Annotated in this window: 16 protein-coding genes and 1 pseudogene; 14 read left to right on the top strand and 3 right to left on the bottom strand. The window is 66.1% G+C overall.

Going from position 1 to position 24478, the window contains the following annotated elements:
• Positions 1-7: 7 nt before the first annotated feature.
• A complete protein-coding gene (locus tag AB5T46_RS02735; protein WP_370562442.1) occupies positions 8-2557 on the bottom strand; it encodes a membrane-bound PQQ-dependent dehydrogenase, glucose/quinate/shikimate family in 2550 nt (849 codons plus the stop codon).
• 266 nt (positions 2558-2823) lie between these two features.
• Between AB5T46_RS02735 and AB5T46_RS02740 the strand changes: the two genes are divergently transcribed.
• Positions 2824-4005, top strand: coding sequence for a COG3904 family protein (locus AB5T46_RS02740; RefSeq protein ID WP_370562288.1), 1182 nt, complete (start codon positions 2824-2826; stop codon positions 4003-4005).
• Here AB5T46_RS02740 and AB5T46_RS02745 read toward each other — a convergent pair.
• Together AB5T46_RS02745 and AB5T46_RS02750 are read right to left on the bottom strand one after the other, a co-directional pair.
• Positions 3975-5804: pseudogene (locus tag AB5T46_RS02745) on the bottom strand (ABC transporter ATP-binding protein); the annotation flags it as partial. The gene AB5T46_RS02740 and the pseudogene AB5T46_RS02745 overlap by 31 nt on opposite strands.
• A gap of 77 nt (positions 5805-5881) precedes the next feature.
• Positions 5882-6457: an NADPH-dependent FMN reductase gene (locus AB5T46_RS02750; RefSeq protein ID WP_370562289.1), complete on the bottom strand. Its 576-nt coding sequence runs from the start codon at positions 6455-6457 to the stop codon at positions 5882-5884.
• A gap of 71 nt (positions 6458-6528) precedes the next feature.
• Between AB5T46_RS02750 and soxR the strand changes: the two genes are divergently transcribed.
• From soxR to AB5T46_RS02815, 13 genes are all read left to right on the top strand, one after another.
• Positions 6529-6999, top strand: a complete 471-nt coding sequence (gene soxR, locus AB5T46_RS02755) for a redox-sensitive transcriptional activator SoxR (RefSeq protein WP_370562290.1) — start codon at positions 6529-6531, stop codon at positions 6997-6999.
• Positions 7000-7270: 271 nt separating this feature from the next.
• The gene (locus AB5T46_RS02760) at positions 7271-8647 is read left to right on the top strand and encodes a YfcC family protein (RefSeq protein ID WP_370562291.1); all 1377 of its coding nucleotides are present in this window, start codon (positions 7271-7273) and stop codon (positions 8645-8647) included.
• A gap of 200 nt (positions 8648-8847) precedes the next feature.
• Positions 8848-12183 carry an RHS repeat domain-containing protein gene (locus AB5T46_RS02765; protein ID WP_370562292.1) on the top strand — a complete coding sequence of 1112 codons (3336 nt, stop codon included), beginning with the start codon at positions 8848-8850 and terminating at the stop codon, positions 12181-12183.
• Positions 12071-13705 (top strand): RHS repeat domain-containing protein, encoded by a 1635-nt coding sequence (locus AB5T46_RS02770; RefSeq protein WP_370562293.1) that lies wholly within the window; start codon positions 12071-12073, stop codon positions 13703-13705. Before AB5T46_RS02765 ends, AB5T46_RS02770 begins: the two co-directional genes overlap by 113 nt.
• Positions 13702-14184: a hypothetical protein gene (locus tag AB5T46_RS02775; protein WP_370562294.1), complete on the top strand. Its 483-nt coding sequence runs from the start codon at positions 13702-13704 to the stop codon at positions 14182-14184. The genes AB5T46_RS02770 and AB5T46_RS02775 overlap by 4 nt, the downstream gene beginning before the upstream one ends.
• Before the next feature lie 111 nt (positions 14185-14295).
• Entirely contained in the window at positions 14296-14565 is a 270-nt protein-coding gene (locus AB5T46_RS02780; RefSeq protein WP_370562295.1) for a hypothetical protein, read from the top strand.
• A gap of 6 nt (positions 14566-14571) precedes the next feature.
• The gene (locus AB5T46_RS02785) at positions 14572-15063 is read left to right on the top strand and encodes a hypothetical protein (RefSeq protein ID WP_370562296.1); all 492 of its coding nucleotides are present in this window, start codon (positions 14572-14574) and stop codon (positions 15061-15063) included.
• A complete protein-coding gene (locus tag AB5T46_RS02790) occupies positions 15060-15671 on the top strand; it encodes an RHS repeat-associated core domain-containing protein (protein WP_370562297.1) in 612 nt (203 codons plus the stop codon). Before AB5T46_RS02785 ends, AB5T46_RS02790 begins: the two co-directional genes overlap by 4 nt.
• Before the next feature lie 334 nt (positions 15672-16005).
• Positions 16006-16467, top strand: a complete 462-nt coding sequence (locus AB5T46_RS02795) for a hypothetical protein (protein WP_370562298.1) — start codon at positions 16006-16008, stop codon at positions 16465-16467.
• Between the two features lie 309 nt (positions 16468-16776).
• Positions 16777-18738 (top strand): alpha/beta hydrolase family protein, encoded by a 1962-nt coding sequence (locus tag AB5T46_RS02800; RefSeq protein WP_412753977.1) that lies wholly within the window; start codon positions 16777-16779, stop codon positions 18736-18738.
• 344 nt (positions 18739-19082) lie between these two features.
• Positions 19083-21164, top strand: coding sequence for a prolyl oligopeptidase family serine peptidase (locus AB5T46_RS02805; RefSeq protein WP_370562300.1), 2082 nt, complete (start codon positions 19083-19085; stop codon positions 21162-21164).
• A 169-nt stretch (positions 21165-21333) separates the two neighbouring features.
• Complete coding sequence (locus AB5T46_RS02810; protein ID WP_370562301.1) at positions 21334-22581, top strand: DUF819 family protein; 1248 nt, start codon at positions 21334-21336, stop codon at positions 22579-22581.
• 212 nt (positions 22582-22793) lie between these two features.
• A complete protein-coding gene (locus AB5T46_RS02815; RefSeq protein ID WP_370562302.1) occupies positions 22794-24476 on the top strand; it encodes a carbon starvation CstA family protein in 1683 nt (560 codons plus the stop codon).
• Positions 24477-24478: the final 2 nt, after the last annotated feature.

The raw sequence follows: 24478 nt of genomic DNA on the forward strand, positions 1-24478 counted from the left end.
CGCCATGTCATTCGGGCAGCGCATAGGCGATCACCTGGTCGCCGGCGGGCGTCTCCATGAAATGGTGGCCGCCGGTCATGATCATCAGGTACTGGCGCCCATCGACCTCGTAGACGGCGGGACCGGCCTGGCCGCCTGCGGGGAGCACGTCCTGCCACAGGGTTTCGCCGGTCTCGATATCGATCGCGCGGATCAGGTCGTCGGTGGCCGAGGCGATGAACACCAGGCCGCCGGCGGTCACCGCGGCGCCGCCATTGTTGGGCGTGCCGATGTCGATCGGCAACCCGGAGCGGATGCCGAACGGACCGTTCGCGCGCGCGGTGCCGAACGGACGGTCCCAGAGCGTGCGGCCGTTGTCCAGCGCGATCGCGCGGATGCCCCCGTACGGCGGCTGTTTGCACAGCAGCTTGGTGGTATGCATGCGCCAGCCGGCGTTGACCTCGATGCCGTAGTCGGTGCCGACCTGCGGGTCGTCGCCGCCCTCCGCGCCGCCCTCATCCTCGCCCGGGTCCATTTCCGCGCGCGTCAGCCAACCGCGGCGCTCGACCTCCTCGCGCGGCACCAGGCGATTGTGGTTGGGCATGTCGTTGTAGTTGGCGATGATCACCCCGCGCTGCGGATCGATCGCGATCCCGCCCCAGTCGGAACCGCCGTTGTAGCCGGGGTACTGGATCCAGTGGCGCTCGGTGGTGGGCGGCGTATAGATGCCCTGGTAGCTGGCGCGGCGAAAACCGATGCGGCAGACCAGCTGGTCGATCGGGCTGATGCCCCACATGTCGCGCTCGGTGAGGTCCGGCTTGCGCAGGGTATGGAAGCGCGAGAACGGCTGCGTCGGCGCGCGCTGGTCCGGCTCAACGCCGCCCTGCGGCACCGGGCGTTCCTCCACGCCGGCCAGCGGCTCGCCGGTACGGCGGTCGAGCACGTAGATGTCGCCCTGCTTGGTCGGCAGCACCAGTGCCGGCACCGGCCCGTCGGCCGACGGGAAATCGACCAGCGTGGCCTGCGAGCCGAGGTCGTAGTCCCAGGCGTCGACATGCACGGTCTGGAAGTGCCACGCCGGCTTGCCGGTGGTCACGTCCAGCGCCACCAGCGAGGTCGAGTACTCGTTTTCGACGGCGCTGCGGTCGGCGCTGAGGTAGTCGGCGGCGGCGTTGCCCAGCGGCAGGTAGACCAGGCCCAGGCGCTCGTCGCCGGATGCGGTGGTCCACATGTTCGGCGTGCCGCGGGTGTAGGTCTCGCCTTCGGGCGGAAGCCCGGAGCGCTCCGGGCGGACCATGTCCCAGGCCCAGCGCAGCTCGCCGGTGACGGCGTCGAAGCCCTGGATCACTCCGGAAGGCATGTCGCGCTGCTGGCCGTCGAGCACCTGGTGTCCGGTGACGATCACGTCGCGCACGATGGTCGGCGGCGAGGTGATGGAGACATAGCCCGGCGGCGTCTTGCCCATGCCGACGGTGATGTCGACCTCGCCGTTGTCGCCGAAGCCGGGGCAGGGCGTGCCGGTCCGCGCGTCGACCGCGATCAGGCGGCCGTCGAGCGTGCCCTCGATGATGCGGGTGGCGCAGGCGCCGTCGGCGACCGGTTCCACCGCGACGGCCGGCTCCGGATCCGCGGCCGGTTCGATGTTGGCGCCGGCGTCGGTCTCGGCCTCGGAGGCCAGCCCGGGGACCGCCGGCGCCGCGTCCTCGGCCGGCTCCGGCGCGGGCGCCGGCGGCACCGCGTAGTAGGTCACGCCGCGGCAGGCGGCGGTGTAGGGGATGGATTCGTTCGACACTTCCGGATCGTGGCGCCAGCGTTCCCGGCCGTTGCGCGCATCGAGCGCGATCAGGATGTTGCGTGCCGAGCACAGGTAGAGGCTGTCGCCGACCTTCAGCGGCGTGGTCTCGGCGCCCCAGCGGCGGTTCGGCAGGTCGCCGGTACGGTATTCCCAGACGCGCTCGAGGCGCGAGACGTTGTCGCGGGTGATCCGCGCCAGCGGCGTGAAGCGGCTGGCGGCGTTGTCGTGGCCGTACGCGGCCCAATCGCCGGCGGCCGGCGCGTCGGCCGCCTGGACGAAAGCATCCGCATCGATCGTGTCGGCGGCGGCGACCACGGCCGTCTCCGGCACGTCGTCGCCGCGGGTGATCGCGCGCGGCACGAACGCCAGCGCGAACGCCGCGACGAATACGAGCACCAGCACGCCGGCCGCGCTCCAGCCGGCGCGGCGCGAGACGCCGCGGTCGAGTCCGGGCGCCAGCAGCGCGACCGCGATGCCGAGCGCGGTCAGCAGCCCGGCGCGCGGCACCCAGCGCCAGTAGTCGAGGCCGGACTCGTACGCGCTCCAGGCGAAGGTGAGCAGCAGCACGCCCGCGTACCACCACGCGCCAGCCATGCGCCCGCGAATCACCAGCACGCCGGAAACGACCAGCCCGAGACCCGCGACCAGGTAGTACCAGGAGCCGCCCAGAACCAGCAGCCAGGCGCCACCGCAGGCGAGCACCAGGCCCAGCAGCACGATGACGGTACCCACCAGCGCCGGCCACCAGCGGATCGATCTGCGGTGGTTGTACGCGACGGACATCATGGTGTCGGCTCCTTAGGTGCGCCTGCGCACGACGGGCACACCTTAAGTGGATCGCGAACCAGGTGAAGTGAAGGATGGCCGGTCGCCCCGGTTCGCACGCGGATCCGCCGAAACGTGCAGTGTGGGTTAACATCAGGCGAGCACGATGTTCACGCCGCGTCGCGTGAGCCGGTGTTCACCGCACGTTCGCCCGCGCCCGCGGGGCGGCTCTAGACTATGGATTCGCGTGACCATCATCCGCAACGCCACCTAGAGTACGCCGCATGCCCAAGCAATCCTGGCTGACCGTGTCCTGCCTGTGCATCGCACTGGCGGCCTGCCGGCAGCCGGTGCCGCCGGAGGAAACGGTGGTGGTGGAGACCGAGGAGGTGGCCAGCCCCGAGGAGGGCGGCGCGGTCAGCACCGCGCCGGTCGAGCCCGAGGAGACGCCGCCTCCGCCGGTCGCGCCGGCCGAACGCGAGACCGACTGGTCGCCGCTGCGGCTCGAAGCCGGCGAGGCCTCGATCAGCTGCGAACTCGACTACGTGGCGCAGGGCGACGGCGAGCCGCTGGTGGAGCTGGACCGGGAGGCGGTGACCGCGGCCCTGGCGCCGTGCGCGGAGCGCGGCGTCGCGCGCCTGCGCTACAAGGGACGCATCACGTCCGATTTCACCGCGCTGATGGAGCGCACCACCGCGGTCGCCGACGATCTCGGCATCGACAAGCGCGTGCTCGACATCGACTCGGCCGGCGGCCAGGTCGAGGACGCGATGGCGGTCGGCGATTTCATCGCCGAGTCGCGCTGGACGATCTGGGTGCGCGAAGGTTCCGTCTGCCACAGCGCATGCGTGTTCGTGCTCGGCGCCGGCGATACCCGGCTGATCACCGGCAAGGTCGGCATCCACCGCATCATCCGCATGAGTTCCACCGCCACCACCCGCGCCGAACTCAATGCCGAGTTGCGCACCGTGTACGACCGGGTCAGGGCGTACCTGGAGCGCAACGGCGCCGCGGTCGCCATCGCCGACCTGATGATGGCGGTGCCCAACCGCAACCTGCGCCTGCTCACCAGCGAAGAGTTGCAGCTGTACGGCCTGGACGGAGCGAACCCGGCGCAGGACGACCTGGACCGCCTGCGGCTGATGCGCAAGTGCGGCCAGGACTTCGTGCGCCGCCGCGACGCCTTCGTGCGCGCGTTCGACGCACGCTGCAAGGCGCCGGACACCGAGCTCGAGGCGCTCAACAGCTGCGGCCTCGAGCTGCGCAGGAACTACGGGTTCCCGGACGAGACCTGTCCGGTCGAGAGCCCGTTGTCGGAATTCGACTCCGCGGCCGACCTGGTGTTCTCGCCGCTGACGCCGCCTGTGGACAGCGATCGCGACGGCACTTCCGGCTCGGTGAAGACGGACGAGGAGGACGACGCGGAGGCCGACGCCGAGCCGCAGTCGATGAACCCGCCCGACTGACGCCGCCACAGCTGCGCGTACAGGCCGCCGGCGGCGACCAGCGCGGCGTGGTTGCCGTCCTCCACGATCCGGCCTCGGTCCATCACGATCAGCCGGTCCATCGCCGCGATCGTCGACAACCGATGGGCGATGGCGATCACGGTCTTGCCTTCCATCAGCGTGGCCAGGTTCTCCTGGATCGCGGCCTCCACTTCCGAATCCAGCGCCGACGTGGCTTCGTCCAGCACCAGGATCGGCGCGTTCTTCAGCAGCACGCGGGCGATGGCGATGCGCTGTCGCTGGCCGCCGGACAGCTTCACGCCGCGCTCGCCGACATGGGCGTCGTAACCGCGCCGGCCCTGCGCGTCCTCCAGCTCCAGGATGAAGTCGTGCGCGCGCGCCTGCCTGGCCGCCTCGATCATTTCCGCCTCGCCGGCGTCGGGCCGGCCGTAGAGGATGTTGTCGCGCACCGAGCGGTGCAGCAGCGAAGTGTCCTGGGTGACCATGCCGATCTGCGCCCGCAGCGAATCCTGCTGCACGTCGGCGATGTCGACGCCGTCGATGCGGATCGCGCCGCGCTCGCGGTCGTGGAAGCGCAGCAGCAGGTTGACCAGCGTCGACTTGCCGGCGCCGGAGCGGCCGACCACGCCGATCCGCTCGCCCGGCCGCACGTGCAGGTCCAGGCCCTCGATCACGCCACTGCCCTTGCCGTAGTGGAAGCTGACGTTCTCGAAGCGGATGTCGCCGCGGGCGCGTCCGGCCGCCGGCGCGTCCGGCGCATCGTCGACCGTCGGCGGCAGAGAGATCGAGTTGATGCCGTCCTGCACCGTGCCGATGTTCTCGAACAGCGACGACAGCTCCCACATGATCCACTGCGACATGCCGAGGATGCGCAGCACGAACGCCACCGCCACCGCGATCGCGCCGGTCGTCACCGCACCGCCGTGCCACAGCCAGATGCCGACCGCGGCCACCGAGAACAGCAGCGCCATGTTGAGCGCGTAGTTCAGCGCGTGCACCCAGGTCGACAGGCGCATCTGCCGGTGCACCGTGGACAGGAAGCCGTCCATCGCCTCGCGCGCGTAGGCCTGCTCGCGCTGCGAATGCGAGAACAGCTTGACCGTGGCGATGTTGGTGTAGCTGTCGACGATGCGCCCGGTCATCACCGAGCGCGCGTCGGCCTGCTGCCGCGCCACCCGGCCCATCTTCGGCACGAAGTGCCGCATCAACGCACCGTAGCCGAGCAGCCAGCCGACGAACGGCAGCATCAGCCGCCAGTCCGACGAGGCGGCGACGATCAGCGCGCCGGTGAAATACACCAGCACGTAGTTGCCGACGTCGAGCAGCTTGATCACCGTCTCGCGCACCGCCAGGGAGGTCTGCATCAGCTTGGCGGCGATGCGCCCGGCGAACTCGTCCTGGAAGTAGCTCATCGACTGCCGCAGCAGGTAGCGGTGCGCGTTCCATCGGATCCGCATCGGATAGTTGCCGAGCAGCGTCTGGTGGATCACCAGCGAGTTCAGCAGCACCAGCACCGGCAGCGCCAGCAGCACCACCGCCGCCATCAACGCCAGGCGCCCGCCCTCGGCGGCGAGGAAGGTCGCCGGTGTGTGCCCGGCCAGCCGGTCGACCAGCGAGCCGACGAAGGCGTACAGCGACACTTCCGCGATCGCGATCGCCGCGGTCAGCAGCGCCATCGCCAGCAGCCATTTCCCGGCGCCGCGGGTGTAGTGGCGGCAGAACGCGTAGAGCGTGCGCGGCGGCTGCGCGGGCGGCAGCGGGGGAAAGGGATCGAGACGGGTTTCGAACCACCGCAGCAGCCGCGATCCGGGCGAGCGGGAGGCAGGAACCGCGCGGTCGTGCAGGGTGCCGCAAAGGGTCGAAGGCGCCGCGCCGTTCATGCCGCGGCCTCGCGGTAGGGCGTGGCTTCGCGCGCGTTGCGCAGGGCGACGGCCCACCAGTGCAGTTGCGCCAGCATCGCCTGCGTCGCCCGTTCGGTGTGCGCTGCCTCGCGCAGGCGCCCGTCCGCATCGAAGCGGCGCCAGACCTCGGCGAAGGCGATGCCGTCGTGGATCGCCACCGCGTGCAGCGCGCCGAACACCTGGCGCAGCTGCTCCACCGCGCGCAGGCCGCCGGAGACCCCGCCGTAGCTGACGAAGGCCACCGGCTTGGCGTGCCAGTCGTCGTAGGCGGCGTCGATCAGCTGCTTCAGCGGCGCCGGGTAGCCGTGGTTGTACTCCGGCGTGACCACCAGGTAGGCGTCGGCTGCGCGGATGCGCCGACGCAGGCGCACGGTGGCCACGTCGGGCGTGCGCGCGAGCGCCGCCGGAAGCTGCAGCACCGCCGGGTCGAGCGTGTCCAGGACGAAGCCGCCGTGCGCGCGGACCTGGCCCGCCGCCCAGCCGGCCACGGTGTCGCACAGGCGCGGCTCGCGGTTGCTGCCGTAGATCAGGGTCAGATGAATGGGTGGCATGGAAACCTCGGGTTGCATCGCAATGGCGCGCAGGTTAAAACCTAAACAAATATTGAGGTCAAGGACCCGGCATGAAGACAACACGCACGAAAGGCGCAAAGGCGCGCGAACTTGGTGTCGGCGAGGTCGCGGCACGCAGCGGCGTGGCGGTCTCGGCGCTGCATTTCTACGAGAAGAAGGGGCTGATCCGCAGCCTGCGCACCGCAGGCAACCAGCGTCGCTACACCCGCGACGTGCTGCGCCGCGTGGCGGTGATCAAGGTCGCGCAGCGCGCGGGCATTCCGTTGGCGGCGGTGCGCGAAGCGCTGGACACCCTGCCAGACGGCCGCACGCCCACCACCGCCGACTGGAGCCGCCTGTCGCGGCGCTGGCACGCGGACCTCGACGATCGCATCGCCCGCCTGACCCGGCTGCGCGACCAGCTCGACGGCTGCATCGGCTGCGGCTGCCTGTCGTTGAAGGCGTGCCCGCTGCGCAATCCCGAGGACGCGTTGGGCGAGGAAGGCCCCGGCCCGCGCCTGCTCGAGCCTGCGGACGCCTGACGGCGCGCTCGTCTCCGACGTAGCACCACCGCGCTTCGACTCTCTTGTCGCGACCTCCCGGCGGCGATGTACCGCCGCCGGGAAGTCGCGACAGATGGTTGGATGGCGACCCTAAACCCGTAGGGCGGTGCCGGTGAAACTCCGGCACTCCGAATCCACCGCAAACCGGCCCTTCCTGTCGCGACTTCCGTCGCTCCCACATCGTGTCCCCGGTACCCGCGTCCGCTCCACGCCCGCCTATACTGCGGCGAATTTCACCCGGACCCGGCCGATGTCCCGATTCCTGCGCGTTCCCCACACCCTGGTGCTGCTGTTCGTGATGATGATCGTGGCGCTGGCGTCGACCTGGGTGCTGCCGCAGGGCGAGTTCGAGACGGTCGAGGATGCGAAGGGCCATGCGCTGGTGGTGCCCGGCACCTATCACCACATGGAGGAGCGCGTCACGCTCTCGCCGCTTGCGCTGTTCACCGTGGTGCCGCGCGCGCTGGCCGCGGCGCAGGACATCATCTTCTTCGTGCTGATCGTCGGCGGCGCGATCGCGGTGCTGCGCGCCAGCGGCCTGATCGATGCTCTTCTGGGCTGGACCCTCAAGCGCATCGGCCACAGCCCCGGGCTGCTGATCGTGATCGGCATGAGCGTGTTCGCGATCGGCTCGGGCACGATCGGCGTGGCCGAGGAATACATCCCCTTCGCGGCGATGCTGATCGCGCTGTGCCTGGCGATGCGCATGGACGTGATGACCGCGATGGGGATCATGATCTGCGGCTACGGCATCGGCTACGGCGTCGCCGCGCTCAACCCGTTCACCGTCGTCATCGCCCAGGGCGTGGCCGGACTGGAACCGACCTCCGGCTGGCCGTTCCGGCTGGCGCTGTTCGTGCCGTTCGTCGCCATCGGCGTGCACCACGTCTGGAGCTACGCGCGCCGCGTGCAGCGCGATCCCGACGCCAGCCTGATGAAAGGCATCGAAGTCGCGCACGCGCCGCCGACCGAATACCCGGCGCTGACCGGCCGCAAACTGGTGCTGCTGCTGGCCGCCGTGGCGACGCTGGCGCTGATGGTCTGGGGCATCAGCACGCGTGGCTGGTACCTGGTGGAACTCGGCGCGCTGTTCCTGGGGTTGGCGGTGTTCGTCGGCCTGGCCGGCGGCCTCGGCGTGGACGGTACCGCGCGGCGCTTCGCCGAGGGCGCCGCGGAACTCGCCACCACCGCGCTGCTGATCGGCTTCGCCCGCTCGATCGCGCTGCTGCTCGAGGACGGCCACGTGCTGCACACCATCGTCAATGCATTGGCCGCGCCGCTGACCCTGGTCGGCGCCGAGATCGCCGTGGTCGGCATGCTGCTGGTGCAGACCGTGCTCAACCTGTTCATCCCGTCGGGCAGCGGGCAGGCCTTCGTCACCATGCCGATCATGGCCCCGCTCGGCGACCTGATCGGCGTCAGCCGCCAGGTCTCGGTGCTCGCCTACCAGTTCGGCGACGGCTTTTCCAACATGATCGTGCCCACCAACATCGTGCTGATGAGCATCCTCGGCATCGCCGGCATTCCCTACGACCGCTGGTTCCGCTTCGTCTGGCCGCTGATCATCAAGCTCACCATCGCCGCGGCGATCGCGCTGGTGGTGGCGGTGCTGATCGGGTACCGGTAGCCGCAAGGTCATGTGCAGGGCGCTTTTTCGCCCTGCGATGCCCCGCAGGCAGGCCCGGCTTGCATCAACCGGGGCCTTGGAATAGGCTCGCGAAAGTTCGCAGGGACGGTGCTGGGGAGCGCCGAGGCGACGACAGGGGGAACACGGATGTTTCGCCGGAATCATCCGCCTCCACCGATGCACACATCCGGGAGGGGGCAATGCGGAAGATCTGCTGCTGCGCGGCGCTGTTTGCGGCGCTTTTCCATGGGCCTGTCGTCGCACAGGACAAGGAAGTCTGGGAGGAATACGGCAAGCGGGTCGAAAGGAGCCGGGAAGTATCCCCATTAGGCCCCGATCTGTTGGGCGACCAGGCCAGCCTGTCGGACGGCAGCCTGTCGTTCCAGGCCACCGACGTCGACATTCCCGGCAACTCGGCATTGCCGGTGTCGTTTTCCCGCAAGTACGCGGTAACCGACCGTTCCGGCCGCTATCGCGATTCGCCGCTCGCGGACTGGGATATCGACGTGCCCAGCATCAGCGGCGTTTTCGCGCCCGATTGGGTCAGCGCATCGCCAACGCCGCAGAATCGCTGCTCCGCAGCACCCGCTCCGCCTACCGTCTCGATCCAGGGCTCGAGCTTCTATCCCATCGACTATTGGCAGGGCATCCACCTCAATCTGCCGGGCGGCAGCGGCGGCGAACTGCTCAGGACCAACGCGGGCGCACCGAAGCCGAGCGCGGGCAACTACATCTGGGTGACGGGCGACGGCACCACCCATGTCTCCTGCCTGGGCAGCATCGCGAACGGGACAGGCGAGGGCTTCCTGGCCATCACCGCGGACGGCACGCGGTACTGGTTCAACTGGATGGCGCAGTACATGGAGCCGGTGCTCAAGGCGACCAACGGAACTGGCAGGATTCCCCGTCGCAAGAACGTGTTGTACGCCACCCGCGTAGAAGACCGTTTTGGAAATCGTGTCGATTACACGTATACCAATGCCTGGAACGCGCCAGCACGGCTGACCAGGATCCAGGCCAATGATGGTCGGACTCTAACGATCAGCTACAACGGGAATGGCTTCGTCAGCACAGTGGGCGACGGGGCTCGCACGTGGACCTATTCCTATACGTCGTCCAGCCTGTCCGCCGTGGAGCTGCCCGACGGCAGCCGCTGGGAGATCGCGCTGTCTCCACTGTCATCGGCCAGGATCATGCTGTTCAAAATGGTCGGCGTGCCTCCTCCTGGGTCGCCGGGTTGGGAGCCGTGGCGGAATTGCGTATGGCAGCCGGAGGCGGTCGGACAGACGGAGTTTACCGGATCGATCACACATCCCTCGGGCGCGACCGGGCAGTTCACCGTGGAAGTGGAGCGCCATGGGCGCACCAATGTGCCGGTCAACTGTCTCAACTACACGTCGCCCCACAACGACGTCAACGACGACATCTCCTTCTGGCCGATCACCTACGATAACTTCGCGCTCAAGACCAAGACCATCACCGGCCCAGGGCTGCCGCCGGCGACCTGGCAATACGACTATCATTCGCCGCCGTCCTACTACTACCCAAGCGGTTCCAGCAGCCATCCGGTCTGCCCCGTAGGCACGGACTGCAGCATTCCCCAATGCACGTCGGACGATTGCGCCGGCGCGAGCAGGACCACGGTGACCGGGCCAGAGGGGAAATGGACGCGGTACTGGCACGGCAACAGCTATCGCTACAACGAGGGCAAGCTGCTCTCGGTCGAGACTGGGGCCGGGCCTTCCAGCGTCCTGAAGCGTACGACCAATAGCTACGACCTCAACAACACGTTGCGGTTCGGCACCAGCCCGCAACAGCGTGGCGATGGATTCGCATCGGAATACGTGCGCCCGCAGCTCGCCGCTGTCGTGGCGCAACAGGGAGTGGACTTCACCTGGCAGGCAAACGCCTTCGATGCCTTCGCGCGGCCTACCAGCGTTACCAAGTCCAGCACCGTGACCGGTAATCCGATCCGAACCGAGGTCGCCGCCTACCACGACAATCTCAGCAAATGGGTGCTCGGCCAGGCGGCCAAACTGACCGTAAACGGCATCGTCGCCTCCGAGACGACCTACAACAGCAATGCCTCGCCGGCAGTACGCAAGCAATTCGGCAGGACGGTCGAGACCTTGACCTACAATGCCGACGGCACAGTAAGGACGGTCAAGGACGGCAATAATCGCATCACTACCCTCGGCAGCTGGTACCGCGGCATTCCGCGCGCGATCACCTATGCGGATGGAGCGTCGCAGTCGGCAGTGGTCAATGCCTCCGGTTGGATCACGCGCGTCACCGATGAGAATGGATTCGCGACCAACTACGCCTATGACCCGATGGGCCGGCTGAGCCGGATCACCTATCCGACGGGCGATGCGGTCGCATGGAATGCAACAACGATCAGTTTCGCGAAGTCGACAACGGGCGTCTATGGGATTCCGGCTGGACATTGGCGGCAAGTCGTCGGAAGCGGTGACAGCCGCAAAGTGACGTACTTCGATGCCCTGTGGCAGCCACTGGTGGTGCGCGAATACGACAATGCCAACGTTGCCGCGACGGAACGATTCATCCGCTATGCCTACGACCATGCGGGTCGGGTCACCTTTGCTTCCTATCCCAGCGCTAGCTACAACCCGACTGCAGGCACCAGGACCGTGTATGACGCGCTGGGCCGGCAGACGTCGGTGACGCAAAGCAGCGAACTGGGTCTCTTGAGAACGACGACAGAGTATCTGGCCGGATTTCAGGCTCGTGTCACGGATCCACGGGGCAATCAAACGCATTACCGCTACCTGGCTTGGGATCAGCCCACGACTGACTTCATCACACGAATCGTTCAACCGGAAGGAGTCTATACCTACTCTGGACGCGATGCCTTCGGCAAGCCGATGTACACGACTCGACGTAACGCCGATGGCAGCACTGCGTTAGCCCGGCGATACGTCTACGACGCGCATCAGCAGCTGTGCAAGATGATTGAGCCGGAAGTCGGCGCCACCGTGCTTGCCTACGACGGAGCGGGCAACCTGGCCTGGAGTGCGGCTGGTACTACCTTTACCTCCTCAGCAAGCTGTAATACCGACGATGTGCCTATCGCCCAGCGCACGGTACGCGCCTACGATCAACGCAACAGGATCAAGTCGCTGGCATTTCCAGACAACATGGGCAATTCCACCTACAGCTATACGCCGGATGGCCTGCTCAAGCAGCTGCTGACGGATAACGGTGGCAATCTGGTCTATAACAACTATGTCTACAACCGACGCCGTTTGCTGGCCGGCGAATCGATGGAATGGGGCAGCATCTCGTACGGGATCGGTTACGGTTATGATGCCAACGGCCATTTGGCATCGCATGCCTATCCGCTTGGTCAGACGGTGACTTACGCCCAATGCGCTGGGCCAGCCGACGAGAGCAGGGTCCTATGTGACCGGTGTCAGCTATCACCCCAATGGCATGGTCAAGCAGTTCACCAACAACAATGGTGTCGTTCACACGACAGCGCAGAACGTGCGTGGGCTTCCGAGCCGCATACGTGATGCGGGCACCAATGTCTACGTCGATGAGGGATATGACTACGATGGCAACGGGAACGTCGCGGCGATCAGCGACGGTCGAGCGGGGCACCGAAGCGATCGGACGATGCAGTACGACGCATTGGATAGGCTTACGCAGGTGGTTTCGCCGATGTTCGGAACCGCGGCGTACGAGTACGATCTCTTCGACAATCTCAAGCGCGTGCGAGTCGGCGCAACCGCCATGCGGCCCGCCCGTGATCATACCTACCAGTACAACGCGCAAAACCGACTGAACCGAATCGTCAACACTTCGGGCGGGGCCGAAGTAACGAGCCTGAGTTACGACAATCGCGGCAACGTAGCCGCTCGGACCGGTGCCAGTTTCAGCTTCGACTCGGGCAATCGGCTGCGCAGCGCCAACCAGAATGGCACGGCAAGTAGCTATGTATACGACGGCCATGGCCGTCGGGTACGCGACGTCACCGGTGCATCGAAATACAGCCAATACAACGTCAACGGACAACTGATGTATGTTAACAGTCTCCGTTCAAACCAGCGAGAATGGCACATCTATCTAGGCAGTCGATTGGTGGCGATCAGGCAGCAGAACACATCAACCGGAAGTACTGCCACCCAGTATCAGCATTTGGACGCTCTAGGCAGTGTGGTGGCGCGAAGCAACAGCGGTAGTGCAATTTACAGTGAGTACGAGCCGTACGGAGCGCTGAGCAACCGGGCCAACCATGACCGGCCGGCGTACACCGGGCATGTGCAGGATGCGGCGACCGGGCTGACGTACATGCAGCAGCGCTATTACGATCCCCAGCTAGGCCTCTTCCTCAGCGTTGATCCGGTCACGGCGCTGAGCAATCCTGTTGGGCAGTTCCATCGTTACCGCTATGCCAACAACAATCCATACAAGTTCGTTGATCCGGATGGACGTAGAGCTTGTGGTAAAGACTGGGATTGTCGAATGGCGCAGCACAATGGAGGTGTGAGCTTTAGTCGCGGTGAGTTGAATGCAGCACGGAAGAATCCGGACAGGTTCATTAGCCGATTGAACGACATACCAAATTCGCAACGAACCGAGCAAGGATCGGGACGTTATTTTGCAAGAAGCGCAATGCCTGTGACGATTGCAACTGGCAGGGAGGTTGGTGCCGATATTGTGAATAGGGGGGCTGGAGGCAAACCATTTAGCGTCGTAAACTTTGTTTTGGGCGATCCTGCGCGAGGAGACGGCTCTGGTTCAGTAACTCAAGGGCAGAAGTACAACGGCCTAGGAGTTCGAGTCGCGATAGCGCACACACACCCGATCAACAACGCATTTAGCGGGTGGCGCGGATGTCACTGCAATGGAGGTTGGAGGGGCGGGTTTATTCGCGGTGATCTTGAGCGCGCTTTATCAGCTGACGCTAACGCATATTTGGCAACGCCAAATGGTGCTTTGATGAGATTCGATCTTCAGTCAATGAAAGAAGACGTAGCACGGTCACCAGATGCTTATATTTCTGCTTCCTCATACTTCTCAATATCGCCATGAAAATATTCTCTCTTTTTACGTTTTTGGTTCTGATATCTAGTGGTTGCGCTAAGCCTGAGCCGGATAATCCGGGATCAAGGAATAGCGTATGCAAGTATTCCGGAAACAGTGCCAATGAGCAATATTGTGCGACAACATACTTCCAGCTTTTAGCGAATCCATCTAGCTACGAAGGTGAGCGGGTCCTGGTGCAGGCATGGGCTGTTAGCATCAATGGAAAGACGGTCATCTTTCCAACAAAAGACTCGCTCAATGGTGCGGAGACTGTTTCATCTATTGTGCTTGTCTCTGGTAGTGAGCTTGAACAGATAAATAGGCGGCTTAAAAGCGACAATGGCATTGAAGTGCCACGAAGGATGGCTATTGGGGGGGTATTCAAGCAGAACATTGAGGGCAAAGATGGTAAAGGTCAATTGAGCGGTTTTGACGTTGATAGATTTGGCGCGCTAACCGAGGTTGATCGCTTTTCGTTTCGATAGCTTGCCGAAGGATACACGCGTAAATAACGGTTACAGGTTCAATAACTGACCGTTGTGCCAGCGGTGAGTGCGGCACAAGCGGCGGCACCGGCCACCTACGCGATTGGCTGGATGGCGGTGACTACATCCGCCCGCTACGAATCGCAGGAGCGGCTGAACAGCGGCAGCTGGAGCACGATCCACGACGCGTCCGGCACCAGCAAGGCGATCTCGGGCAAGACCACGGGCACCTGGGGCTACCGGATGCGGGCGTGCAACGTGGCCGGCTGCGCAGCCTGGTCGGGCATCAAAGCCGTGCAGGTGACTCGGCCGCCGGCCAACGCCCCGACAGGGTTAACCGCGCCTGACAGCAGCGCGACCGGCAGTTATTCGGTGGCTTAGAACCTGGTGAATGCGGCAACCAAGTACCAGCTGCAGGAGCGTCTGGGCAGCGGCAGCTGGGCCACGATCCACGACGCGGTGGGCACCAGCAAGGACATCGAAGGCCAGGCGAACGGCAGCTGGGGCTACCGGGCCCGCGGCTGCAACGTGGCCGGCTGCGGCCCGTACTCGGCGATCAAGACGGTCAGCGTGCAGCTGCTGACGCCGGCGGTGCCGACGGGGCTGACGGTGACGTCGCAGGGCATGCTCTGCAAGTTCAGCTGGAATTCGGTGGGCGGCACCACGTCCTACAAGCTGGGCAACGGCAACGTCACCTTCTACGAAGGCCCCTGTCCCGTCTATCAATGGGACGCGCCGTGCGGGACGGCCGGCTACCGGGTGGCGGCGTGCAACGCCAATGGCTGCTCGGCCTGGTCGGGGCCGGTGTTCGGGAGCGGAGGCGGCGGCGGGACGCCACTTCAGGCCACCCCTGCCCTGGACGAGGAGGGCGGGGAATGAACGCGCTGACGAAGCGGTGGGGCCTCTGGCTGCTGCTGGGGCTGGCGTGGATGCAGCCGGCGCAGGCGCAGACGGTGGTGCGGTACTACCACACCGACGCGCTGGGCAGCGTGGTGGAGCGGCGGGAGTACGAGCCGTACGGGGCGCAGCTGACGCCGGCGGTGCAGGACGGGCCGGGCTACACCGGGCACGTGCAGGATGCGGCGACCGGGCTGGTGTATATGCAGCAGCGCTATTACGATGCGAAGTTGGGGCGGTTTCTGAGTGTCGATCCGGTCACGGCAGACGCGAACACCGGAGGCAACTTCAATCGATACTGGTATGCCAACAACAATCCATACAAGTCCATCGATCCAGATGGAAGGCGGGCGTGCGGCAAGGATACAACGTGTCGACTTGAGCAGGGGGAGCGCGGCGGAACAATACGGGTCAATGCGGGTGGTTCGACGGCAAATGCCAGCATCCCAGAGGCGCCATCGCCTAATGCTCGACCTACTTCGGCAGCAACGAAGAGTTTTGCGCAAAAGGCAGCTGGCTTCGGCGAGGATGTGATTGATGAAGCTTGGAACCGGTGGCTCCCCGCCTTCCTGGCGGCGGAGGTGCGGTAACTGGTCTGAAGCTTGCCGGCGGTGGCTTGATGGCCATAAGGTTTTCGCGGGCCATTGGATTGCCTGGTTAGAACAAGCTGACTGTTAATATGACGCATATCGCTGAGCGGCATATGGTGGGTGGTGCCTTTACGGAAGGGAGGTCAGTCTTTGTTGGCCTTAATCAAAGAGGTGTAACGGCCGCGATACGACAAGCATACGGCTCGTCCTCGGTCGTCAGGCAGCAGGGTGATCGAGTCCTTCTGTCTGGAACAACTCATACTGGTATAACTGTTGAAATGTGGTTAAATAGAGCTACCAGTGTAATTGAGACTGCGTATCCTGTGGTTGGGCGATGACGAAAATTATTGCAGATGCTGGATCTTTATGTGCTCGGAAAAATGAACCGGCTACTGCTGATATTTGGCTTGAAATAAATGGAACTGAGTTTCCAGCTCGTAATTGGAATGATTTTGCTGTTGTGATTATGGGATGGTGGTCGGATGCGCTTCTAAGAATATTAAGAAAGATAAGCGATCGGGAATTGATTGACTTTATGGATGGGCCATATGCAGTGGAGGTCACGTGTGTGCCAGGTGGAAGGCTAATGTTGCGAGCGCTTCAAGGGGTTGACCGCAAACTTGAGGTTGAGGCAGGAGAAGTCTTCACCTTGTCATTCGTCCATGAGTTTGTTTTTCAGGCGCATAGGCTGCTGGATGCATGCAAGCATAAGAACTGGTGGTCCAAAGATGCTGAAATGCTGGCGGCGTCGCTGCAGCCGCTTAATCTTGAATTGCTTCGCATACGAAATCGCTAAAGAACGAGAAGTCGGATATTCTCCGGGGTCCTGATTACTGACTAGTTAAGAATCTCCAGCCATGCCGATTCATTCCCTCTCCCGCTTGCGGGAGAGGCCGGGATGAGGGAAAAAGCGCCCTCATCCGCCCTCCGGGCACCTTCTCCCGCAAGCGGGAGAAGGGAGACTGAAGGTCCGCGCTGGCAGGTCCGGAGTTGTCCGCTCGACCGTGCCCTTCCGTTCCGGATCTTCCTTTGCCATAGTGGCGACCGCCTACGGTGCAATGCCGATGTGGCAAAAGGACTGATACGAAGGGGAGGAGGCATGGGAATGTTCCGGGGAGTGGCGGCGCTCGTGGCGCTGCTGATGGGATTGTCGCCGGTGGCGGCGCGGGCACAGATGGATGTAGGGCCGTTCGTGGCCGAGGACGCCTTCCGCGACATCAAGCTGTCACCGACCGGCGAGTTCTACGCGGTGACGGTGCCGATCGACGGGCAGATCGGGTTGGCGATCATTCGCCGCGAGGACGGCACGTCGATGTCGAGTTTCCGCTTCGAACGGGGCACCAGCGTGCACGACTTCTGGTGGGTCAACGACGAGCGGGTGCTGATGTCGGTGTCGGAGAATTTCGGTAGCCGGGACGATCCGCTCCCCACCGGCGAGCTGTACGCGATGAACGCCGACGGCAACAAGCGCGAGCTGCTGGTGGGCTGGCGGGTGTGGACCCAGCAGTTGGGCAGCAAGATCCGGACGGGCAAGAAGCAGGAGCGCGTGGCGGCGTTCCTGATCGATGCGCTACCGGATGACGACCGCAACGTACTGATCTCGGTGCAGCCTCTCGCCACCGACCCGACGACGCGCGTAGAGCGGATGGACGTGTATACGGGCCGACGCACGCGGGTGACGCAGGCGCCGGTGCCGCAGGCGCGGTTCGTCACGGACCATGCGGGTGTGGTGCGGTTCGCCATCGGCTCCGGCAGCAACAACATCACCCGGACGTACTACCGTTCCGCGACGAATGCGGAGTGGGAACTGATCAATGACGAGGCGGCCAGCGATCGCATCGAATCGCCCTTGGGCTTCTCGGAGGACGACGCCACCGCCTACCTGCGGGTGCAGCAGGCCGAAGGCCCGGACACGCTGGTCGCCTTCGACGTGGCAACGGGCAAGCGCCGCGAGCTGCTGCGCGACGAAGTGGTCGATCCACTGCCGCTATACCGCGACGGGTCCGGCCCGATGGTCGGTGTCCGCTATCTCGGCGCACGGCCGCGCACGGTGTTCCTCGACGAGGCATCCGACGACGCGCGCGTGCTGCGCAGCCTGGAGGCGGCGTTTCCCGGCAACATGGTGGAGGTCGTCTCGGCCACCTCGGATGGTCGCATCAAGCTGCTGCTGGTTTCCAGCGACGCCGATCCCGGCAGCTTCTACACCTACGACGCGGTCGCCAAGAAGGCGGACTTCGTGCTGGCGCGGCGCGAAGGGATCAACCCGGAACACATGTCGCCGATGCGCCCGGTCAGCCTGCAGGCCAGGGATGGGCGGACGCTGCACGGCTTCCTCACCGCTCCGGCCGGTGGCGGCAAGCGGTTGCCGCTGGTGGTGGTGCCGCACGGCGGGCCTTTCGGTGTATTCGATCGCTGGGGCTTCGACATCGATGCGCAATTGTTGGCGCAGGCCGGCTATGCCGTGCTGCAGGTGAATTTCCGCGGGTCGGGCAACTACGGCCGTGCGTTCCACCATGCGGGCGCCAGGCAATGGGGCGGGACGATGCAGGACGACGTGATCGATGCGACCCGCTGGGCGATCGGCGAGGGGATCGCCGACGCCGACCGCGTCTGCATCTATGGCGCCAGCTACGGTGGCTACGCGGCGCTGATGGGCGTGGCGAAGGAGCCCGACCTGTATCGCTGCGCGGTCGGTTACGTCGGTGTCTACGACCTGCCCAAGCTGCGTGGTGAGAATCGGCGACAAGGGAGATGGGCCCGCACCTGGACCGGTGAGTGGATGGGCGACGAACCGGAGCGGCTGGCGGCGATGTCCCCGAACCGGCTCGCCGGACAGGTCAAGGTGCCTGTCTTCCTTGCCGCGGGAGGTGAGGACCAGATCGCACCGATCGCGCACAGCGAACTGATGGAGCGGGCGCTGAAGAACACCGGGGTGCCGGTGGAGACGCTGTACTACCCGAACGAGGGGCACGGTTTCTACACGGAAGAGCACCGTCGGGAGTTCTACGTGAAGCTGCTGGACTTCCTGGGGCGGCATCTGGGTGGAGGCAGCGTCGCGGGCCGTTGATGGGTGGCGCTTGCTTCGCTGTATTTGGAACGGCTCCGGTGCCTTGCGCAGCCGAGCAAGCTCGGCTCTACGGGGTAAGCGGGGCGCTGTCGTAGAGCGGAGCTTGCTCCGCTGCTTTTCGTCGCCACCGGAGCCAGGAGCAGCCGAGCAAGCTCGGCTCTACGGGGTACCCGGTGCACTCGTAGAGCGGAGCTTGCTCCGCTGCTTTTCGTCGCCACCCGGAGCCAGGAGCAGCCGAGCAAGCTCGGCTCTACCGGCAACGGGCGGAGCGGGCGGATAGCGGGGCGGGCGGGTCGCCCTTGGCATCGGCTACCATCGGCGCCTTGTCCGCTCCGGAGACGATGATGACGCTGCGACCCGCCCTGCTGCCGCTGTGCCTGCTTGCCGCCCTGCCGTCGTTGGCGATGGCCGATCGCGGGTTCGAGGCCCGCGACCTGGCGACGCTGCCGCGGGTTACATCTCCGGTGCTGTCGGCCGACGGCGGCCGGCTGGTGTTCGCCGAGCGCACCGTCGACTTTGCCGAGGACAAGGCGAGCAGCGCGCTGTACCTGCGCGATCTGCGCACGCGCGACATGGCGCCGCCGAGGCGGCTGACGCCCGAGGGCTGGAACGTCAATTCGCCGGCGTTCTCGCCGGATGGCGCCGCCGTCTACTTCCTCAGCGCAAAGAACGGCAGCCAGCAGCTGTACGCGATCCCGACCGCCGGCGGCGAGCCGCGGCAGCTGACCGGTTTCGCGCTCGACGTCGGCAGCTACAAGCTGTCACCAGACGGCACCCGCGTCGCCTTCAGCGCCGAGACCTTCGCCGATTGCGCCGATGCGTCCGAAGGCGTGTTCGCCTGCACCCAGGCGCGGCTGGACGCCCGCGAGAAGGACAAGACCAGCGGCGTGCTGTACGAGCAGCTGTTCGTGCGTCACTGGGATACCTGGAAGGATGGCCGCCGCAGCCGGTTGTACGCGGCCGGGCTGCCGGCCGCCGGCGGCGAGCCGGTCGCCGCCGCGGTGGCGCTGAGCGGATCGCTCGACGGCGACATCCCGTCCAAGCCGTTCGGCGGCGCCGACGATTACGCCTGGGCGCCGGACGGCGCGTCGGTGGTGGCCAGCGTCAAGGTGGCCGGTCGCGAGGAACCGTGGTCGACCAACTTCGACCTGTACCGCATGAACGCCGACGGCAGCGGCGCGCCGGTCAACCTCACCGAAGCCAACCCGGCCTGGGATGCCGGCCCGGTGTTCAGCGCCGACGGCGGCACTCTGTTCTACCGCGCGATGCAGCGGCCCGGCTTCGAGGCCGACCGCTTCGCGGTGATGGCGATGGACCTGGCCAGCGGCGAGACCCGCGAGATCGCCCCGGACTGGGACCGCTCGCCCAGCAGCCTGGCGGTGGGTGCGGACGGCGCCGCGCTGTACGCGGCGGCGCAGGACACCGGCGAGTACCCGTTGTTCCGCATCGATATCGACGGCGGCGAGGTGACGAAGCTGGTCGCCGACGGCACGGTGTCGTCGTATGCGCTGGCCGGCGGGACGCTGATGTTCGCGCGCAACTCGATGCGCAGCGGCGACGTGCTGCACACCGCCACGCCCGACGCGCAGCACCCGCGCCAGATCACCCCGACCGCGGAGGAGCGCCTGCCGGATGTCGCCTTCGGCGAGTACGAGCAGTTCACCTTTCGCGGCGCCGGCAACGACACCGTGCACGGCTACGTGGTCAAGCCCTGGAACTATCGCGAGGGCGAGACCTATCCGGTCGCGTTCCTGATCCACGGCGGGCCGCAGGGCAGCTTCGGCGACGGCTGGAGCTACCGCTGGAATCCGCAGACCTACGCCGGGCAGGGCTACGCGGTGGTCGTGATCGACTTCCACGGCTCCACCGGCTACGGGCAGGCCTTCACCGACTCGATCAGCGGTGACTGGGGCGGCAAGCCGCTCGAGGACCTGAAGAAGGGCTGGGCCGCCGCGCAGCGCGAATATGCGTTCCTCGACGGCGACCGCGCCTGTGCGCTCGGCGCCAGCTACGGCGGCTACATGATCAACTGGATCGCCGGCAACTGGAACGAGCCGTGGCAGTGCCTGGTCAATCATGACGGCGTGTTCGACACCCGTTCGATGGGCTACGTGACCGAGGAGCTGTGGTTCACCGAGTGGGAGAACGGCGGTCCGGTGTACGAGAACATGGCCGCCTACGAAAAGTTCAACCCGGTCCGGCACGTCGACCAGTGGCGCGTGCCGATGCTGGTGGTGCAGGGCGAGAAAGACTACCGCGTGCCGGTCGACCAGGGGCTGATGGCGTTCACCGCGCTGCAGCGCCGCGGCATCGAGTCGAAGCTGCTGTACTTCCCCGACGAGAACCACTGGGTGCTCAAGCCGAACAACAGCGTGCTGTGGCACGAGACGGTCAATGGTTGGCTGCAGCAGCATCTCGGCGATTGATGGCCGGCAAACCGCCTTCCTCCGCCCGTAGAGCGGAGCTTGCTCCGCTGCTCCCGGCCCCGGAGCCGGCGCGGGTTCCTGATCCGGCGCAGCCGAGCAAGCTCGGCTCTACGCGGCCCGGGCCCGGTGCGGCGGAGCATCATTCATCCGGACATGCCTGGAGCGGCTGATGGACGAGACTTCCTTCCCGTTGATCACGAACGACGCCGCGGTCATGGGCCTGCTGGCCCTGACGCTCGGTGCGGTGTTCTGGACCGCCTCGCGCACCACCGGCTTCTGGAAGAAGTTCTACACCTATGTGCCGGCGCTGCTGCTGTGCTATCTGTTGCCGGCGGTCTACAACAGCATCGGCCTGATCGACGGCGAGGCCTCGAACCTGTACCCGGTGGCGCGCGACTACCTGCTGCCCTCGTCGCTGGTGCTGCTGTGCCTGGCCATCGACCTGGGCGCGGTGCTGCGGCTGGGACCGAAGGCGGTGATCATGTTCCTCACCGGCACGGCCGGGGTGATGCTCGGCGCCGTGGTGGCCTTCATCGCGATGGGCATCCTGCATCCGCCCACGGTGGCCGGCGAGACCTGGCGCGGGCTGACCACGGTGGCCGGCAGCTGGATCGGCGGCGGCGCCAATCAGGCGGCGATGAAGGAGGTGTTCGAGGTCGAGGACAACCTGTTCGGCCAGTTCGTCGCGGTCGACGTACTGGTCGCCAACGTGTGGATGGCGGTACTGCTGTTCCTGGCGCCGCGCGCGGCCGCCTTCGATCGCTGGACCCGAGCCGACACCACCGCGATCGACGACCTCCAGCGCCGCATCGAGACCTACCAGGCGGAGCACGCGCGCGTGCTCTCCCTGCCCGACCTGATGGCGATCCTGGCAGTGGGACTGGGCGCGACCGGACTGGCGCACTTCCTCGCCGACCCGCTGGTGGCCTGGATCGCGAGCCTGCCGGAATCGTGGCGCCTGGAGGACTACAGCCTGACCTCGGGCTTCTTCTGGATCGTGGTCTTCGCGACCACCGTGGGCCTGGCGCTCAGCTTCACCCGCGCCCGCGCGCTCGAGGGCGCCGGGGCCTCGAAGGTGGGTTCGGCGATGCTCTACGTGCTGGTGGCCACCATCGGCATGCACATGGACCTGGGCGCGCTGCTGGACCGCCCAGGATTGTTCGCCCTGGGGCTGCTCTGGATCTCGGTGCACGCGGGGCTGCTGCTGCTGGTCGCCAAGCTGATCCGCGCGCCGCTGTTCTTCCTGGCGGTCGGCTCACAGGCCAACATCGGCGGCGCCGCGTCGGCGCCGGTGGTGGCGGCGGCGTTCCACCCGGCGCTGGCGCCGGTCGGGGTGCTGCTGGCGGTGCTGGGCTACGCGCTGGGCACCTATTGCGCCTACCTGACCGGCCTGTTGCTGCGGTTGCTTGGGACCTGAGGGAAGGCTCCACCGTAGGAGCGCGCCATGCGCGCGAAACCATGATGCGACCGGATGAATGCGGCTTCACCCGCACAGCGGCCCCGGGCCGGCCGGTACGACTTTAGTCGTAATCCACCGGCCCGGGGTCGCCGGATCCTTCCATTCCCGGGCCGGAGCTTTCATGCTGCCGGAATGCCGGCGCCGAGCCGGACGCTACCGGAGATGCCTGGATGAATGCGATCGTATTGCTGCTCGTCGGCCTCGCCGTGATGGCGCTCGGTTACGTCTTCTATTCGAAATTCATCGCCGAGAAGATCTACCGGCTGGAGGCGGACTTCCGCACCCCGGCCCACACCTTGCGCGACGGCGTCGACTACGTGCCGACCAACCGCTTCGTGCTGTGGGGCCACCACTTCACCTCGGTGGCGGGCGCGGCGCCGATCGTCGGTCCGGCGATCGCGGTGATCTGGGGTTGGGGGCCTGCGTTCCTGTGGGTGGTGTTCGGTACCGTGTTCTTCGCCGGGGTGCACGATTTCGGCGCGCTCTGGGCGAGCGTGCGCAACAAGGGCAAGTCGATGGGCATGCTCAGCGGCAGCTACATCGGCCGCCGCGGACGCAACCTGTTCCTGGTGGTGATCTTCCTGCTGCTGCTGATGGTCAACGCGGCGTTCGCGGTGGTGATCGCGAACCTGCTGGTGTCCACGCCGACCGCGGTGATTCCGGTCTGGGGCGCGATCCTGGTGGCGCTGGTGATCGGGCAGCTGATCTACCGGGTCAAGATGGGGCTGCTGTGGCCGTCGATCGGCGGCGTGGTGGTGCTCTACGCGCTGATCTGGATCGGCAGCGCCTATCCGATCGCGCTGCCGGAGACGGTGTTCGGCATGAGCGCGAAGTCGTTCTGGATCGTGCTGCTGTTCCTGTACGCCGGCATCGCCTCGCTGCTGCCGGTATGGGTATTGCTGCAGCCGCGCGACTACATCAACGGGCTGCAGCTGTTCCTCGGGCTGGGCATCCTGTACGCGGCGGTATTGATCGCCTCGCCGACGATCGTGGCGCCGGCGTTCAACGACGCGGTGCCGGCGGGCACGCCGAGCATCGTGCCGCTGCTGTTCGTCACCATCGCCTGCGGTGCGGTGTCCGGCTTCCACGGCATGGTCGCCTCCGGCACCACCTCCAAGCAGCTCGACAAGGAGACCGACGCGCGCTTCGTCGGCTACTTCGGCGCGGTCGGCGAGGGCATGCTGTCGCTGGCGGCGATCATCTGCTGCACCGCCGGTTTCGCCACCCTGGTCGACTGGCAGGCGGTCTACAGCTCGTTCGGCGGCGGCAACGTCACCGCCTTCGTCAACGGCGGCGAGGCGCTGCTGACGTCCGGCCTCGGGCTGCCGGAGAACCTCGGCGCGACCATGCTGGCGACGATGGCGATCCTGTTCGCCGCCACCACCATGGACACCGGCCTGCGCCTGCAGCGCTTCGTGGTGCAGGAGGCGGCCGAGCTGGCCGGCTTCAAGGTGGGCACGCTGCTCGGCACCGTGGTGGCGCTGGCGGTGTGCATGGCGCTGGCGTTCGGCGCCGGCGCCGACGGCAGCGGCGGCATGGTGATCTGGCCGCTGTTCGGCACCACCAACCAGCTGCTGGCGGCGCTGACGCTGGCGATCGTCTCGGTGATCCTGATCAAGAAGGGCCGCAACCCGATTTTCACCATGGTGCCGCTGGCGTTCCTGCTGGTGATGTCGCTGTACGCGCTGGTCGTGCAGCTGGGCACGTTCTACGACGACGGCAACTGGCTGCTGCTGGGGATGGACATCGTGATCCTGATCGCGGCGCTGTGGGTGGCGCTGGAGGCGGTGATCGCGATGGCCAGGGGCCGCGATCCGGATACCGCCGGGGCCGCCGAGGCCGGGGAAGGCTGACC

The organism is Luteimonas salinilitoris, from assembly GCF_041300785.1.
In the GTDB taxonomy this organism is placed as follows: domain Bacteria; phylum Pseudomonadota; class Gammaproteobacteria; order Xanthomonadales; family Xanthomonadaceae; genus Luteimonas; species Luteimonas salinilitoris.